Genomic DNA, 16994 nt, shown 5'->3' on the forward strand with positions numbered 1-16994 from the left:
GTATAATACACTACTAAACAAAACATTATGCATAAAAAAAACAGCACTTCATATTATAAAAAACTGACTTTTCTATTATACGTATTTTTAATTGCAGGATATCACAATAGTGCATCTGCTTTTTTTCAGGATACACAAATTCAAAGTGATTCGACGTATAATGAATATAAAGGAACGGTAGTTGATATCGCTACAAATACTCCTTTAGCTCCAGCGACTATATCATTAGATGGCACCAATATTTCTACAATTACAAATGATGATGGAAAGTTTCTTATCAAAGTACCTACATCAATTAAAGATGGAAAACTAACTGTTTCATTTCTGGGATATTCTGATAAGACAATTTCACTTTCTTCTTTTGGTGATACTACTTCCAAAAATGGTAACATAAAAATAAAGCTGGAGCTGTCAGTTACAGAGTTATCAGAAATAACCATTGACCCTACGAATCCTGAAACCATTATAAAAGCGGTAATGAAAAATCGTGGAGCAAACTATCTAGACGATCATACTATCATGACTGCCTTCTATAGGGAGACCATAAAAAAACGTAGAACCTATGTCTCTTTATCCGAAGCGGTAGTAGATGTTTATAAAAACCCGTATATTTCTAGTAAAAATGATGTAATTAAGCTTTATAGAGCAAGGAAAAGTACTGACTATAAAAAACTGGACACATTGACATTAAAATTGCAAGGAGGACCATCAAGCACCTTGTATATTGATGTAATGAAAAATCCAGAACTACTGTTCACAGAAAATATGTTAAAAACATATCAATTTAGTTTTGCTAAATCCACTAGGATTAATGACCGCTATATTTATGTTTTAGATTTTAAACAACGTCCATTTATAGATGAGCTTCTATATTATGGTAAAGTATATATTGATTCAGAAACATTAGCTATGACAAAGGCTGTTTTTAGTCTCAATTTAACCAATAAGGAAAAAGCCAGCAAATTATTCGTTCGTAAAAAACCAGCAAGAGCAACAGTATATCCCACGGTAGCTACTTACAACATAGATTACAGAGAAAAAAATGGTAAATGGTATTATGGATATGGGAGAATTGATTTGGCTTTCAAAGTAAACTGGAAAAAGAAATTGTTTAACTCTACCTATAAGCTTAATATCGAAATGGCAGTTACTGATTGGAAAAAGAATATAGAAGACAGTAATCTTAAGTTCAGAGATCAGTTAAAATCATCCGTTGTAATTAGTGATGAAGCTTCCGGATTTTCTGACCCTTCATTTTGGGGACAGTACAATGTAATTGAGCCAGAAAAATCTATAGAATCTGCTATACAAAAAATACAGAAACAGTTAAAGAAGATGAATTAAATCAACGCATGCTAGATACTATATTTGAGCAATTTAACACTTTTATTGAACTTAATCCTCATTACGGAAATTTAATAGGGGTTGTCCTTTTTGGCCTTCTTTTGATAGGATATATTAAAAATTGGGATTGGGTTATGGAGCCCGTGGGTGGATGGATGAATATTGCTTATTGGGAAAACAGATTAGGTAATAAAACCGTCCGATGGTTTATGGGGTCTTTGTGTTTTTTAGGTATGCTTTCTTCCTTCAGTCTTTTCTTATTTTATGAATATTCTATATAGAAAAAAAATTGTAACGACACAGAGGTAATAACTATGACATTTATGAACCTAAAACCATATACAAAATCGGGTATCTTCTAAAAAAAATCTAAATTTGCACTTTGATTGTAGTTATCGCAACAGTAAATTATTTTACACGTCTTTTAAAGAAAATTTTATGACCAAACGGATACTGTTTATAGTATTTCTTTTTGTTTCTTCCATTTCTGTTTTTGCACAAAAATTCTTGGACGTCAGTAAAGCTTCTGAAGACTTTAAAATTTTTGAAAAAATCTTAAAAGACGGGCACCCTTCTCTTTATGATTATATAGATAAAGAAGAATTAGATACTGCTTTTAATATGGCAAGAGCATCCCTTATAGAAGACACCTTAGATATCAGTTTATTTAAAAAAATGCAAAAAATTACTGAACGTGTTAAAGATGGGCATTTATTACTATTCCCTCCCTCTACTCTTAATACTAATCAATACTATTTTCCACTTATTCTAAAAATTATTAAAACAGATTTTTTTATAGATACTGATGACTTTGGAATACCTATCGGATCAAAGATATTGGCTGTCAATGGAAAAGAAATCTCTCACATACTCGAAGCTTTAAAAAAATATGCTGTAAGTGATGGATACAATCTCACCAGAAAATATCGTGATATAGAATTAAAATTTGGCTTGTATTACGCCTGTGAATATGGTGTTACCAAAGAATTTGACATAAAATATAGCACTCCAGAAGGAATAGAAAAAACAATAGTCTTACCTTCAGAATCTTTTGTCATCGTAAAACACCGCAACACCAAACGAAATTCTTATTTTGCTAAATATCATTCACAAAAAGATGGGATTGATTTTTTTGCTGAACACATAAATAAAAAAGAACCTTTTATTTATTATAAACACCATTTAAAAACTGCTGTACTAGTGGTCAACTCTTTTAGCGGAGATATCAATGCCTTTAAATCATCTTTAATCAGATTATTTAAAGAAATACGAAAAAACAAAATAAAACATCTTGTCATTGATATACGCTATAATGATGGAGGCTATAGGCCTAATGCTATCAACTTATTTTCATTTGTAACCGATACCATTTTCAAGCAGAGAACGAGCTCATTTGTATCTTCATTAACTATTCCTGAAAAAGAATATAGTACTCGTTCTTATGATGAAAAACAATTCTTGAAAGATAAATTTTATAACCATCCTGTCTACGACGGATGGAAACTTAATTTTGACGACCTTGAGACGATGATGATTCCTAATAGAGAGCGGTTTACAGGTAATGTATATGTTTTAGCTGGTGGAGCAACGTTTTCTGCTGGTTCTTCTTTTGCTTTATTAGCTAAAAATGATCCTGATATACTTTTAGTAGGTGAAGAAACCGGAGGAGGTTATTATACTCATACAGGACAATTTCCTGTGCATTACAAGCTCCCTAACTCTAAAATTATTATGGTAATGTCTATGGAAAAAATCCTTCATTATGTAAAAGACACATCCATACCTAAAGGATCTGGTGTGTCTCCAGATAGAACAGTATCTTTAACAAAAGAGGACCTTATTAAAGGAAAAGATACGCAACTGGATTATATTTTTAAAGTCATTCACGGTCATACAAAAAGTAAATAAATAAATGCACTAATCATTTTTGATTCAAACCAAAGTCATTTTTTAGCTATTATCATTGCATTTCTTGCAATTCCATCTCAAAATCATATTGCAGGTCTTCGTGTAATGTTGAGATCGCTTTCCTGATTCCACCTATTTGTCGTATATATAAATTCTGTAGTGTAGTATTCCTCTGTATAGAAGGTCTCATCTTTTTTAATGCTTTACAGAAATAGATAAGCAAAACTGCTTCTGTTTCTTTACTTCCAGAATAACGAATATACTTTTTAGTAATCCTCAGAATTTTACGGACACTCTTTTTAATATAATAATAACTACTGGTATTAATCTGCAAAAACTCTTTATCTATTTCTTGTTTTACCTGCTCAATATATGCATCCTCACTAGAAGCATTATATAGAAGATAAGTTAACAATTCTTTGTTTTCTTTTTTAAACTTAGACAATCGTAAACAGAGTGTTATCAATTCCTGATGCGTACAATCATTTAATTCTTGTTTCAATTCTTTAACGGTAGCAGCTTTCATAATAAAGTTGATGATTTACAACCGTATTTATTGTTACAAAATACAAATTGGAAATAGATTCATTTTATTTTTTGATCGAACGTAAGTATAGTTTCTCTACCTTTTCTCTAGCCCATGGCGTCCTTCTCAAAAATTTAAGACTCGACTTTATAGAAGGGTCATTCTTAAAACACTTAATCTGTATTTTATCTCCTAATTGATCCCAATCATATTCTGTTACCAGATACTCTAAAATATCTGCAAGTTTTACTCCGTGAAGTGGATTATTAGATTGTTCTTTCATATTATAAAACTCAATTATTCTCAAATAAGGCAAGTTAAAAAATCTTCTAGTTTTAAACAGTCTTTAGCTAAGGAAATATAATAAATACATAACCTACTCTATGTAAGTACTTACAAAATTAATTTTTTATAGCAATCCCTATTTATCCGTCTTTAGTATATAAATTAAAAGGACTGGATACCCGCACCTATCGTATATTTTAGCTCTGATTCTTATAATACCAATTATAAGACCTCTAAAACTTTCATTTAATTATAGCCCTTTTATTCTCTTTAATTTAATAAAAGTATAAGAAAAAGATGCTTTTTATAATAATGAATTTTCAATATCTTTATAGCTAATGGTTAAAAAGAGAATTAATGCAACATATTGAAAATATGGGCTAAACTCTTTTTTTAATCTTTGAGAAAATTTCTCAAAAAAATAATTCAAAATTTTAAAGAATCCCCTTTAGTATTTGTGATCAATTACCTTAGTGATTTAGTTTAAAATATTCTTGTAAACAATTACAATCAAGGTGGCATATTTACACCTAATACTATTTAATATATTAATAAAATGAATATAAATACAAGAACAACAGTATTACACAAGGCAGAAACGAGAGGAAATGCAAACCATGGTTGGTTACATTCGAGACATACTTTTAGTTTTGCGAACTATCATAACCCAGAAAGAATGGCATTTGGTGTCTTACGTGTATTAAACGATGATATTGTTGCAGGAGGCAGAGGCTTCGGTCAACATCCTCATCAAAATATGGAAATTATATCGATTCCATTATCCGGTGACCTCAAACATATGGATAGTACAGGTCGAAGCGAAATTATTAAAGAAGGTGATATACAAGTAATGAGTGCAGGATCAGGCTTAATGCATAGCGAAATGAATGCTAACGCTAATAAGGAAGTTAAATTTCTTCAGATCTGGATAATTCCAAATGCTACCAATGTAACACCTAGATATGATCAAATTACACTAAAAGCAGAAGATAGAATCAATAGATTACAACAAATTGTTTCTCCCAATAGAGAGGATGATGGTGTATGGATACATCAAGATGCTTGGTTTCACTTAGGTACCATACAAGAAAATACTGAACTTTCTTATAGGTTAAAAAACACAAATAATGGAGTATATGCTTTTGTAATCAAAGGTACTATTACGATTAATGGTCAGGAATTAAATCATCGGGATGGACTCGGTATTTGGGATATTGATATTCTGAATATCAAAGCGAATAAAGATGCTGAATTACTAATTATGGAGGTTCCTATGAAATGAAAAAAGTATTGAATATTAAAAAAACAACAAGTAGTAATTAACTGTTATTACTATGTAATGAGTTAACTTTCATAAAGTATAAATCCTAAACATTATTAATTGCATATACATTCCACACATGAAATCTTACGACACTTTATCACAAGCTATAACTGGTCTACAAAAGGAAGGGTATACTGAAGATTTAAACCTTCAAAAAAATCATATAGAGTGTAAATCTCTGGAATATCAAATTTTGCCAAATGAATTTGAAGTTGACCTCATATATCGTTTTGAAGGAGACTCTAATCCAGATGACTCTTCTATTCTTTTTGCTATTTCTTCTAAAAAATACAAGATCAAAGGAATTCTTATAGATGCCTATGGTCTATATTCTGATCCGTTAAATGCAGAAATGATAAACAAATTAAAATATAAACCTTGATACTAACTTACTTATTGAACTCAAGATAATGGAAATAACACTTAAAGAATTAAATAACAAAGGATATGCAATTGCCAAAGATGATGGTAACAAAATGGGCATGATGACCTATTCTACACCTGGGAAAGATTTTATTATCATAGACCATACAGAAGTTGAAGAAGCCGGAAAAGGAAAGGGTATCGGAAAACTTCTACTCTACAAGATTGTAGAGATGGCAAGAGATAAAAATATTAAAATTCTACCTCTATGTCCTTTTGCAAAAGCTATGTTCAAAAAAATTGAAGAGATTAGAGACGTGCTTAAGTAATGTATATCTTATTATTTGATACTCACAAAAATATTAAAAAGATTACTTTAGATATCTCCAGATATCATCTAAATTTTGAATATCGTATCGTAAAATTTTTATTTCTGTTTTAGATAAACCGACGAGGATTGTAGTTTTTGAAACTAAAAACAATACAATGGAAAAATATTATATTCTAAATTAATTAAGAAGTAAAAATTTGAGTAAACAATACAAAGCTTTAAGATAAATGAGAATATCCTCTAAAAGCTATATTCTATATATATTTGTTTATAAAAAATCCTGACAGCTTATTAAAACTATCAGGATTTTTACTTTCGATCAGATAAAATATATGATCTAAATCTGATTGTATTTTGTATTACAGTATTTATATCATCTTAAAATCTAACAATAGTTCACCTTCAATAGAGGCTTGTAGATGATCCCCTTTAAAAATTTGACCTACACCACTCGCTGGTGTACCGGTAAAAATTAAATCTCCTGGTTCTAATGTCATAAAAGTAGAAATATAAGCAATGATTTCACTAAAATTATAAATCATCAGATCCGTATTACCTTCTTGTTTCTGCGTTCCATTTATTTTTAGATCAAAATTAATGTTAGCAAGATTGGTAAATTCTGAAATATTTTTAAACCCTGAAATGGGTGCTGCACCATCAAATCCTTTTGCTAAATCCCAAGGTCCTTTTGTTTCTCTATATTTTGTTAAAATATCTTTTGCCGTATAATCGATACCTACTGCAATCTCAGCAATGTAAGAAGATGCTTCATTCTCTGCTATATCTTTACCTTCTTTGCCTATCTTAATGACCAATTCTACTTCATAAGCTACATTATCCGAACATGCAGGAAAGACAACATCTTTACTATCGGTTACCAAACTGGATTCAGGTTTAGAAAAAATTACTTGCTTTCCATCTTTGATAGCAGCTATTTCTTCTTTGTTATTTACATAATTTTTACCTATCCCTAGTATTTTCATGGTGTATTATTTAGTTTCTGTATTTATTTAAAATTAAAGAATCAAAAGTACTATTTTTAAAAAAATTAAGAGAATTAATGTCTGTAAAATATCTTTTGTTTTTCAGTGAAGGTTTTTCATCAAAGAGTTAGAAAAAACAAAACAAATACGGTTTACTTTTATTTCATTTTACTTTATTTTGACATAAAAAGATCTCTCCAAATAAACTTGTTAGCCTTCAACCAATACTTTCAATGATTATTAAATAACCATCAATAAATAAGAAATGAAAGGTGAATTTTTTTTGTAGAAGTTCACAAGAAAAATAGCCTTCAAAAAGTAAAGTTTTTCTAATCCTTCGATGAATTTTGATTTAACACTAATCAATTAAATATGCAGCTAGATTACTTCTAAGATCATTTTCTCAAAACTATCTTTTGGTGATTCGCATAATGGACATTGATAATCTTCTGGGATATCAGTAAACTCTGTACCTGCTTCAATCTCTGCTACAACATCACCTACTGATGGATCATAAATCGTTTGACATTCAGCACACTGGAATACCTCGATCTCGGTAATTTCTTTTTTACTTGGAGTTCCTTCATAATTTTCAGTATCGCCTTCTCCTAAATTCTGAAAATATGTTTTAGTAAGCTCTAATAAAACACCTGGTAAATCCATTTGATCAATATCTTGCGCATACACAATGTAACTGCGTGTATTGGGGTCAAACGTCTTAGCATATAACACATTATAGGTAGGCCTAACTACAAAATCCTTTACCGCTTCCGGTATTTTATTTTCCTCTATAACCACTGATGTGAAATATCGTTTTTGATCACGTCTCATACTGATGGTAAAAGTCATCCCGTATGTACTAATATCATTCTGATCAAAATTCATGACCAAAAACTTTTTTAAGTCTAAAGCTCTTTGATTTCCTACTGGCAAATGCCAGTTTAGTTCTAATGCAGAATGACGTACATTAATCCCGAATTGACCTAATAACTTTTCTAATGCCAGTTTACAATCCTGTGGAATACCTTTTATAATAAAAGATTTCCAAGGGGTGAGACAGATTTTACCAATCCTATATTCTATACAAAACTCACACAATGCTTTTAGAAAAACCAAATCGTATTGATTATTACGCCAATAGAGACCTAACCAATATTGATTGATTCCCATTTTATTCATTCCTTCATAGTATGGAAAGGGTTTAAAGGGAACCTTTAAAGGTTTTTCAATAACCCGATTATTTGTATCAATGCTATCATTCAGATAGTGAAAAAGTTCATCTACATTGTTTACTTTTTTATAAATTTTCTCTATTTCCTCTGCAACTTTAGAGATATCCCAAGTAAATATTAGTACTGGATAAAAAACCTCATCCCAACCTGGTAATTTTAAAAATAAATACCAATAATCTTCATGAGAAGATGCTATAAAATTAATATCTCCAGAAAATAAGGATACCATTTGTTGCTTAGGATCGGTGATATTAATTTTTAATTGTGGTTCATATCTAAATTGTTCCAGAATATATAAATAAGTAGTTCCACGAAGCCATACGGTAGAATTAAAGATATCTATAGAAACATAAGAGCAACTTATATTTTGTTGTGTCCTTGGTGCAAAAAATGAAGGATCAAAAGATTCATGAGTATCCAGAAGAGTTCCTTTGGCATTCTTAGCAGGAAAAATAATATCCTGTCTCGATCCAAAATGAAAAGCTTCTAACCCTAATTCTTCTGCTTTTACAATAATACTTTGTAATTCACTTGGAGATAAAATACCTCCTTTTAAATTGACACTATGCATTAATTCTTCCATAACTACGCTAATTGCAAGACACTATTCAACACCTCTTTTACTTCTGGTTTACAGCTACCACAACCTAAGCCAGCTCCCGTCTTAGTACAAAGCTCTGAGAAATCGTCACATCCTGATTTAATTGCTTCTATTAGATTACCTTCTCCTACCTGACTACAAGAGCAAATAAGTTTTCCTATCACTGGCTCATCTGGTTGAGATGATCTTAGCAGCTCTTCTCTACGCTCAGACAACTCAATTTTTTCTTCTATCAATCGTTTAAAATCAGCAAACTCACTTTTATCTCCCATCAAAATAGCACCTACGAGCCAATCATTTTTCACAATACACTTTTTATAAAAACGTTTGCCTACATCCATAAAAACAACTTCTTCGTAAGATGGATCATTTTGTGGCATATCAATATTACCAATACTACAGAGATCTAAATCTTCAAATTTTAGAATATTCATAAACACAGATCCTTTATAAATTGCACTAAAATCTCCTAAAATATACTTTGCTACAATATCCGCTTGTTGCTCTGCAGCAGCGGTGATGCCAAACAAGTTACCCTCAAATTCTGCAATTTCACCTACCGCAAATATGGAAGGATCACTCGATTGTAAGTACTGATTCACTACGATACCTCTTCTACAAGTAATCCCTATTACTTTAGCTAAATCTATATTAGGAATCGTTCCGATAGAATACACAATAGCATTACAATTAAACGATTTCCCAGATTTCAAATTAACCAATAATGAACCGCTATCCTGATTGAATACAGTATCCACTTCATTATCAAAATGAATTTGTATTCCTTTTTCGCGAACATCATCCGCTAATAAACGACTGGCAATTGGATCTAGCTGACGTTCCATCAATCGATTACCTCGTTGGATAATCGTTATTTTCACATCTTTTTTACGCAATGCAGCTGCAAGTTCTAAGCCTAGCAACCCACCTCCTACAATAGTGACATGTTGCTCGTGATCTGCTAAACCAGTCTCTGTAAGATACGTTTTTAGTTTATCAGCATCTCCCCGATCTCTCATAGTAAATCTTCCTGGCAGATGAATAGGTACTTCTTTTGGCACAAAAGCACGACTTCCAGTTGCCATTAAGACAATATCATACTCATGTCGCTCTCCTTTACTATCTATTATATATTTTTCTTCTCTGTTTATTTCTTCAATTGGATTACTAGTAGACAATGTAACCCTCAGAGATTCCATACTACCTTCTCGCATCTTCTGTAATTGTTCCCAAGTCAATTCTTCACTCACATATTCTGGTAGTAATACTCTGTTATAAAATGGATAAGGCTCTTTAGAAAAAACAATAATATCATCTTCTATATTGTGTTCTCTATATGTTTGTATAAATCTATATGCAGCCGTTCCTGCTCCGATAATACATATCTTTTGCTTAGGTTTAACGAATTTTGTTACTTCTACAGCAGAAAACTTAAAATCAGGTTCTTTAGAAATAGGATCCACAATACTGGTGGTTAGATTATTTGCTCTCCCATAGTCATTTCCTAATACTTTACCCCAATGCATTGGTAGAAATACAACACCCTTACCAATAGTATCGCTTACCTTTACCTTAACCTGTACTTTTCCTCGTTTACTTTTAATAACGGCAATATCTCCATCTTTTATTTTCCGTAGAAAAGCATCTACTTGATTCATCTCTAAAAAAGGATGTGGAATATGCGTTAATAAACGATTTACTTTTCCTGTTTTTGTTCTGGTATGCCATTGATCTCTAACTCTACCAGTAGTAAGAATTAACGGATGTTTTTCTGTTACTAATTCTGAAGTAGGCTTGGTAAACTTTGGAATTATAAATTTAGCATTTCCTGTATCTGTATAAAACTTCTTATCTTCAAACAAACGAGCTGTTCCTGAATGACCATTCTCCGGGACTGGCCATTGAAAACTACCTTCCGTCTTCAGACGATCATAATTTAATCCAGTGATATCAATATTAGTACCCTTTGTCATTTGACAATATTCTTTATAAACTTCTTCTGCAGAGGTAAAATTAAATCCCTGATACCCCATTCGTTGTGCAAATTTCCATATGATCTCTGCATCTGGCAATGCTTCTCCGGGTGGAGCTACAACTTTATTAAGATATGTGATGCGTCGCTCACTATTTGTCATAGTACCATCTTTTTCAGCCCAACCTGCAGCAGGTAAAACTAAATCAGCATATTCTAAAGTCTCTGAACGGTGGGAAATATCCTGTACGATAACAAATTTGGCATTTTTTAAAGCTTTTTCTACTTTATTGACATTGGGCAAACTCACCAATGGATTAGTACAAATAATCCAAACTGCTTTTAGTTGACCACTCTCTAATGCATCAAACATTTCTGTTGCTGTTAGTCCTGGTTTTGGAGAAATTTCTTTTCCACCCCAGAAATTAGCAACTTCTCTTCTGTGCTCTTCATTTCCTAAATCCCGATGTGTTGCCAGTAGATTAGCCATCCCTCCTACTTCTCTGCCTCCCATAGCATTAGGCTGCCCTGTTAATGAAAACGGTCCAGACCCGGGTTTACCAATATGTCCTGTTAATAATGATAAATTGAGTAATGCATTATTTTTGTTTACACCTATAGAACTTTGATTTAGCCCCATTGCCCATAATGTAAGAAAGCCTTTTGCATTGCTTATAAACAATGCTGCTTTCTTAATATCTGCAACAGTGACTCCACAAATCTTTGCTGACTCTGTAAGAGAAGTTTTACTTAACACCTCTTTGAGTGATTCATAATTATCAGTATGATTAGCTATAAAGTTTTTATCAATCTTTTTTCTATCAATTAAACGTTTCGCTATAGCGTTATATAACACTACATCTGTACCAGGAATAATTTGTAAATGTAAATCTGCAATATCACAAGACTGGGTTCTTCTTGGGTCTACTACAATGATTTTAACATCTGGATTTTGTTCTTTATGCGCTTCAATTCTTCTATATAAAATTGGATGACACCAAGCTGGATTAGCACCAGCAATCATAAAACAATCAGCCAATTCGATATCCTCATATGCAATAGGAACACTATCTTCTCCCAATGCCTGCTTGTATCCAACAACTGCAGAACTCATACACAATCTAGAATTCGTATCTATATTATTAGTACCTATAAACCCTTTCGTTAATTTATTAACCAAATAATATTCTTCTGTTAAACACTGACCTGACACATAAAAACCTACACTATCAGGTCCATGCTTTTTAATAATCGTATTAAAAACTGCAGCTGCTCTGTCAAAAGCCTGATCCCAGGATACACGTTGACGTTCATGACCTTTACTCCATCTCATTTCTGGGTATAATATCCGATCACTTTTATCTTGTACAACGTGATGAAGGTTCATGCCTTTAGAACATAAAAGCCCCTTATTGACAGGGTGGTCCTGATCTCCTTCTACAGTTATCACCCCTTTTGCATTCTTTCTTGCTATGATTCCGCAACCAACACCACAGTAAGAACACGTCGTTTTATAAGATTTAGATGCCATAAAAGAATTTTATTAAAATTAAATCAAACAACAAAATTAAGTATAATTACGTAAATAGAGATCAAAAATACGTAAGAAGTAACAAAACAAGCTTGTTAATTATCATATCCATAAAAGAATAGTTGTAAAAAATGATTTTAAAAAAAATGCAGGAGTTTGATTCATCAATATTCAAAAACAAAATTAACAATGAAGCTATTAACGACATTACACAAGAGATTCAATGGTATAATAAAAAGAAAAGGATACTAATTCTTATCATCATACTCAATTATTAGTTTCTTAAAAAAAATTGAAAATATTATCAGAATGGCAAAATCTACTAATTAGAGTCAAATACTTATTTTTACGACCTTGATATTTATCAAATTCTTAATTTACAATATCCTTACTAAATAAGTTAAAAATAAAAATATACATCAAAATATATCAAATTTACATCATTTAAAATGTTAAAAAAACATGATAAATTGAATATTTCGCATTTGTGGTTTACAAGTAATTAAAATATATTTGAATCAAAATTAAGTATTAATACTTAATAAATGTTTCACATTTAAAAATTGTAATATGGAAAAAAGGACAATCGAATTGGTACAAGCTTCTTTTAGTAAAGTTGCTCCTATAGCAGAAACAGCTGCTGAAATTTTTTATAATAAACTTTTTGAATTAGATCCGGAACTAAAAAAAATATTTCCTTCTGACAATGCTGAGGCGATGAAAGGACAGGGAAATAAATTAATGACTATGCTTTCCTCTGCTGTAGCTGGTCTTAATAACCTAGATAAACTAGTACCTATATTACAAGATTTAGGAAAAAGACATGTGGCATATAAAGTTACACCCTCTCATTATGACACGGTAGGTGCTGCATTACTAAGCACACTTGCTGCCGGATTAGGAGATGATTTTACCTCAGAAGTGGAAACGGCTTGGACAGATACATATGGTATTATGGCATCCGTCATGAAGACCGCTGCATACGGTGAGGCAGCTTAGCATGCAATAAAACACAAATTAGTAACAAAAAACTATATCAAATGAATTATCTAAAAATAAAAGGAATATGTGTATCACTGGTTCTTATTGGTATACAATCCTGTGGTGGGGTTCCTGAAGAAACTTCTGCAAGTAGCACTTCTGACAAAGTTTTTGCAGTTGCAGATATCATGACATTAGTTGCCGAAGAAAATGATATTACCAGAACACTCTACACAAAAGGAATTGTTGGTGCTGGAAAGAAACAAGGATTAAAATTTGATGAAGACTGGCAAGATGATGATGTAGAAGCAGGGCCACTTCCTGCGCTATTCTTAAGAGGTGTTTCTGCTGATATCAGAAAAAGTGATGTACCATTAGGTTTATATCTTGGTTCTGATTTCCCCATTAATGCTTCTAACAAATTTCAGGGAAAACAAGCTGATCTGTTTAAAAAAATAAAAACAGATCAGAAGCCTCAACATTTCTATGAAGAAGATCAGAAATTATACACCTCTATGTTTGCAGATCTAGCTGTAGCCGCCCCTTGTGTGAATTGTCATAATGATCACGAAAGCACTACAAAAACAGATTGGAAACTAGGCGATGTTATGGGAGCAACAACATGGCAATACCCATCAGACTCTCTTTCTTATAAAGAGGCAATAGGAGTTATTAATGCTTATAGAAATGGCACAAAAGCAGTATATAACTCATATTTGGAAGAAATCGCAGCTTTCAAAATAGACAGTACAAAACCAACTATAGGTAAAGCCTGGCCTTCATCAGGGTTCTATTTACCAACTGCTGAAGTTTTTATTGATAGTGTCAGAAAATTAGCATCTTACCATAGTCTGGAAAAATTATTATTAGCCGACAATCATAAGAAAGTAAAAGAGACAACAGACTTAGCTTCTAACTAAAATAAACAGTGCTAGTATAGTGAAGAAATCATATAGCTTTTTATGTATTGGATTAGGATTATTCACGGCATATATCTTACAATACATACTGGATCTAAAATGGCAATGGCTCTATAACCTACAATTAGATGAGGAGTACAAAAGATGGTCAGGAGTATTTGTTGGAATATTCATACTATTTCAATGGATACTCACATTGACCAGAGTTTCTAAAAAGCTAAGGAAACATACAATGCTTTTTACCAGGCTGCATAAATGGATTGGTATTATATCTCCATTATTTTTTTACATACATGCTATGGAGTTTGGCTATGGATATCTAGCATTACTATCATATATATTTTTCATCAACATGATTTTAGGAACCATCAATCTGGATATTTTAAAAAGTAAAAAAGAATGGGTTTTTCAATCCTGGATGATTACTCATGTAGCGTTATCTATAGTCATTACTTTTTTAGCCATTTTTCATATTGGAATTGTATTTTATTATAAATAAAACTAAGTATCTAATGCTATTAACTGTCAAAGAAATAATTAACGAAACCGAAGATGCTGTAAGCATTGTACTTAATAAAGGTGGATTTTTTAATCCTGTAAAATATAAAGCTGGTCAATTTCTAATTGTCAAAATTCTTGTAAAAAACAAAATTCAAAAAAGGGCATACTCATTTAGCAGTAGCCCTGTCAAAGATAAATTTTTAAGAATTACAGTAAAAAAAGTAGAAAAGGGACTAGTGTCTAATTACTTGTGTGATTCCCTAAAAGTTGGGGATAAGCTAGAAATTGAAAAGCCTGCCGGTAGTTTTTTTGTAGTTCCAGATAAAAAAGTCAAATCAACATATGTATTATTTGCAGGCGGAAGTGGTATCACACCAATATTCTCTATAATCAGAACTGTTTTAGACAAAGAACCTTTATCTAAAATCTTATTAATCTATGCTAACAGAAATAAAGCTTCTATAATTTTTAAAGACGAAATTGAAAAATTGGAAACCGTCTATCCTACTGCTTTTTCTGTGGAGCATCTTTTAGAAAAGACTCAGGAAGACAAAGCAAATTATCATCAGGATTTACTTCATGAAGATCTGATAGCCGAAATTTTCCAAAAACACCAAATTACCTATGATAATCACTCTTACATGATGTGTGGGCCTGCAGGATTTATGGAAAAAGCTAAAGAGATATTAGCCAAAAACGGAGTTTCCAGAGAAAAGATCAAGCTAGAGGCTTTTACTACTGATGTAATATCTTCTGATGAGGCAAAGGATTTAATAAGTACTTTAACTATTTATCAGGAAGATAAAAAACTTACACTGGATGTCCCCGGAGACAAAACCATCCTGCAAACTGCTATGAAAAATAATATTATACTTCCTTACTCATGTAGAGCAGGCATGTGTAGCAGCTGTAAAGCAAGATGTATATCTGGCAAAATACATATGACTGATGGACATTTTTTGTCAGAAGAAGAAGTAGCTCAAGGAAATATTCTTACCTGCATAAGTTACCCAAAGAGTGACACAGTTAGTATTAGTTTTCTAAACGACTAGCGTATGTTTAATAAAAACCCATTGCGGAGAAGGCAATATATTGGCTCCCTAATTGGAATAGCTATAGGAATTATTACTTATATCGTACTCCCTTTAAAGCAAACTGAAAGTTTTCTTAGTTTAGGACCACTTAATACCGGACATGAAGGATTATCCTGTAATGCTTGTCATACCGATGCTAAAGGTAATTTGTTACAACAACTTCAATCCAATATTTCGTATACATTTGGGTTTAGAAAAACAAAAGTTGATTTTGGAACAGAGAATGTGGATAACAAAAAATGCTTAGAATGCCATGACAGACCCAATGACAGACATCCCACACATCGTTTCCTAGAGCCTAGATTTAAGGATGCTATTGCAAAAATCAACACAACAGCTTGCGAGACATGCCATAGGGAACATAACGACACCAGAGTAGTTCTTAAAGACGCTACGTTTTGTATAAACTGTCATTATGATCTTGAAGTAAAGAATGATCCTATTGATGTACCACACGATAAACTAATCGCAAACAAGCAATGGAGCACTTGTTTACAATGTCACGATTTTCATGGAAATCACATCTATCAGGTAGCTGAGAAAATAGAAGATACTATTCCGTTAAAAAAAATACAAGCATATCTAAAAGGTGGTGAAGATCCTTTTTCGTCAAAAAAGAAACACCTCCCTCTTAGTGAAGAAGAATGGATAAAAATGAAAAAAAAGTATAAAAACGCGAAATAAAAGTTTTCATTTTAAAGTAATTCTAAAAAGTATGATACTATGAATCAGATAACTAAACTTACTGTAATTCTATTTTCCTTATTTATTGTTCTTTCGTGTAAAGACAATACTAAAGAAATCTGTAATATCACTGACGATGTTAACTATACAAATCATATAGCCTCCCTTGTAGAAACCCATTGTTTTACCTGCCACGCTCCAGATGTATATAAGAAAAAGGCTTCTCGAAATAAAATTTTTGACTATGCCAGCTTAAAAAAAATGGCAGAAAGCGGACAATTAATTGGATCAATTACACATGCTCCGGGATTTATTGCTATGCCCTATCGTAAGGGAGTAAAAATAGACAGTTGCGCAATTGAAGTTATGAAAAAATGGGTAGTCACAGGAATGAAAGAATAAGATAAGTCAAAA

17 protein-coding genes are annotated in these 16994 nt (G+C 31.9%); 12 read left to right on the forward strand and 5 right to left on the reverse strand.

The window, feature by feature from the left end:
* Positions 1 to 27 precede the first annotated feature (27 nt).
* The 3 genes from ABD816_RS11620 to ABD816_RS11630 all read left to right on the forward strand — a co-directional run bounded on the left by ABD816_RS11620 (position 28) and on the right by ABD816_RS11630 (position 3252).
* Entirely contained in the window at positions 28 to 1344 is a 1317-nt protein-coding gene (locus ABD816_RS11620; RefSeq protein WP_344927515.1) for a carboxypeptidase-like regulatory domain-containing protein, read from the forward strand.
* 8 nt (positions 1345 to 1352) lie between these two features.
* Positions 1353 to 1625, forward strand: coding sequence for an immunity 17 family protein (locus ABD816_RS11625; protein WP_344927516.1), 273 nt, complete (start codon positions 1353 to 1355; stop codon positions 1623 to 1625).
* A gap of 157 nt (positions 1626 to 1782) precedes the next feature.
* Complete coding sequence (locus ABD816_RS11630) at positions 1783 to 3252, forward strand: S41 family peptidase (protein ID WP_344927517.1); 1470 nt, start codon at positions 1783 to 1785, stop codon at positions 3250 to 3252.
* Positions 3253 to 3304: 52 nt separating this feature from the next.
* Here the strand turns inward: ABD816_RS11630 and ABD816_RS11635 are convergent, their stop codons facing one another.
* Both ABD816_RS11635 and ABD816_RS11640 read right to left on the reverse strand, forming a co-directional pair.
* Positions 3305 to 3778 (reverse strand): hypothetical protein, encoded by a 474-nt coding sequence (locus ABD816_RS11635; RefSeq protein ID WP_344927518.1) that lies wholly within the window; start codon positions 3776 to 3778, stop codon positions 3305 to 3307.
* Between the two features lie 64 nt (positions 3779 to 3842).
* Complete coding sequence (locus tag ABD816_RS11640) at positions 3843 to 4061, reverse strand: VF530 family protein (RefSeq protein ID WP_344927519.1); 219 nt, start codon at positions 4059 to 4061, stop codon at positions 3843 to 3845.
* Between the two features lie 558 nt (positions 4062 to 4619).
* Here ABD816_RS11640 and ABD816_RS11645 point away from each other — a divergent pair.
* The 3 genes from ABD816_RS11645 (at position 4620) to ABD816_RS11655 (ending at position 6079) form a co-directional block, all read left to right on the forward strand.
* A complete protein-coding gene (locus tag ABD816_RS11645; RefSeq protein ID WP_344927521.1) occupies positions 4620 to 5345 on the forward strand; it encodes a pirin family protein in 726 nt (241 codons plus the stop codon).
* 118 nt (positions 5346 to 5463) lie between these two features.
* The gene (locus ABD816_RS11650) at positions 5464 to 5769 is read left to right on the forward strand and encodes a phosphoribosylpyrophosphate synthetase (RefSeq protein ID WP_344927522.1); all 306 of its coding nucleotides are present in this window, start codon (positions 5464 to 5466) and stop codon (positions 5767 to 5769) included.
* Positions 5770 to 5797: 28 nt separating this feature from the next.
* Entirely contained in the window at positions 5798 to 6079 is a 282-nt protein-coding gene (locus ABD816_RS11655; protein ID WP_344927524.1) for a GNAT family N-acetyltransferase, read from the forward strand.
* A gap of 370 nt (positions 6080 to 6449) precedes the next feature.
* On the opposite strand, the gene ABD816_RS11660 is transcribed toward ABD816_RS11655, so the two are convergent.
* From ABD816_RS11660 to ABD816_RS11670, 3 genes are all read right to left on the reverse strand, one after another.
* A complete protein-coding gene (locus ABD816_RS11660) occupies positions 6450 to 7064 on the reverse strand; it encodes a fumarylacetoacetate hydrolase family protein (RefSeq protein ID WP_344927525.1) in 615 nt (204 codons plus the stop codon).
* A gap of 378 nt (positions 7065 to 7442) precedes the next feature.
* Positions 7443 to 8879, reverse strand: a complete 1437-nt coding sequence (locus tag ABD816_RS11665; protein WP_344927527.1) for a rubredoxin — start codon at positions 8877 to 8879, stop codon at positions 7443 to 7445.
* A gap of 2 nt (positions 8880 to 8881) precedes the next feature.
* Positions 8882 to 12400 carry a molybdopterin-dependent oxidoreductase gene (locus tag ABD816_RS11670; protein ID WP_344927529.1) on the reverse strand — a complete coding sequence of 1173 codons (3519 nt, stop codon included), beginning with the start codon at positions 12398 to 12400 and terminating at the stop codon, positions 8882 to 8884.
* 570 nt (positions 12401 to 12970) lie between these two features.
* On the opposite strand from ABD816_RS11670, the gene ABD816_RS11675 reads away from it, so the two are divergent.
* From ABD816_RS11675 to ABD816_RS11700, 6 genes are read left to right on the forward strand one after another with little or no spacing between them, the layout of a single operon-like run.
* Positions 12971 to 13399 carry a globin family protein gene (locus ABD816_RS11675; RefSeq protein WP_344927531.1) on the forward strand — a complete coding sequence of 143 codons (429 nt, stop codon included), beginning with the start codon at positions 12971 to 12973 and terminating at the stop codon, positions 13397 to 13399.
* A gap of 41 nt (positions 13400 to 13440) precedes the next feature.
* Positions 13441 to 14301: a c-type heme family protein gene (locus ABD816_RS11680; RefSeq protein ID WP_344927533.1), complete on the forward strand. Its 861-nt coding sequence runs from the start codon at positions 13441 to 13443 to the stop codon at positions 14299 to 14301.
* Between the two features lie 19 nt (positions 14302 to 14320).
* Positions 14321 to 14800: a hypothetical protein gene (locus ABD816_RS11685; protein WP_344927534.1), complete on the forward strand. Its 480-nt coding sequence runs from the start codon at positions 14321 to 14323 to the stop codon at positions 14798 to 14800.
* A gap of 13 nt (positions 14801 to 14813) precedes the next feature.
* Positions 14814 to 15854 (forward strand): 2Fe-2S iron-sulfur cluster-binding protein, encoded by a 1041-nt coding sequence (locus ABD816_RS11690; protein ID WP_344927536.1) that lies wholly within the window; start codon positions 14814 to 14816, stop codon positions 15852 to 15854.
* Between the two features lie 3 nt (positions 15855 to 15857).
* Positions 15858 to 16580, forward strand: a complete 723-nt coding sequence (locus ABD816_RS11695) for a cytochrome c3 family protein (protein ID WP_344927538.1) — start codon at positions 15858 to 15860, stop codon at positions 16578 to 16580.
* 39 nt (positions 16581 to 16619) lie between these two features.
* Positions 16620 to 16982 carry a hypothetical protein gene (locus ABD816_RS11700; RefSeq protein ID WP_344927540.1) on the forward strand — a complete coding sequence of 121 codons (363 nt, stop codon included), beginning with the start codon at positions 16620 to 16622 and terminating at the stop codon, positions 16980 to 16982.
* The last annotated feature ends 12 nt before the right edge of the window (positions 16983 to 16994 follow it).

This window comes from Aquimarina addita (assembly GCF_039539305.1).
GTDB lineage: Bacteria > Bacteroidota > Bacteroidia > Flavobacteriales > Flavobacteriaceae > Aquimarina > Aquimarina addita.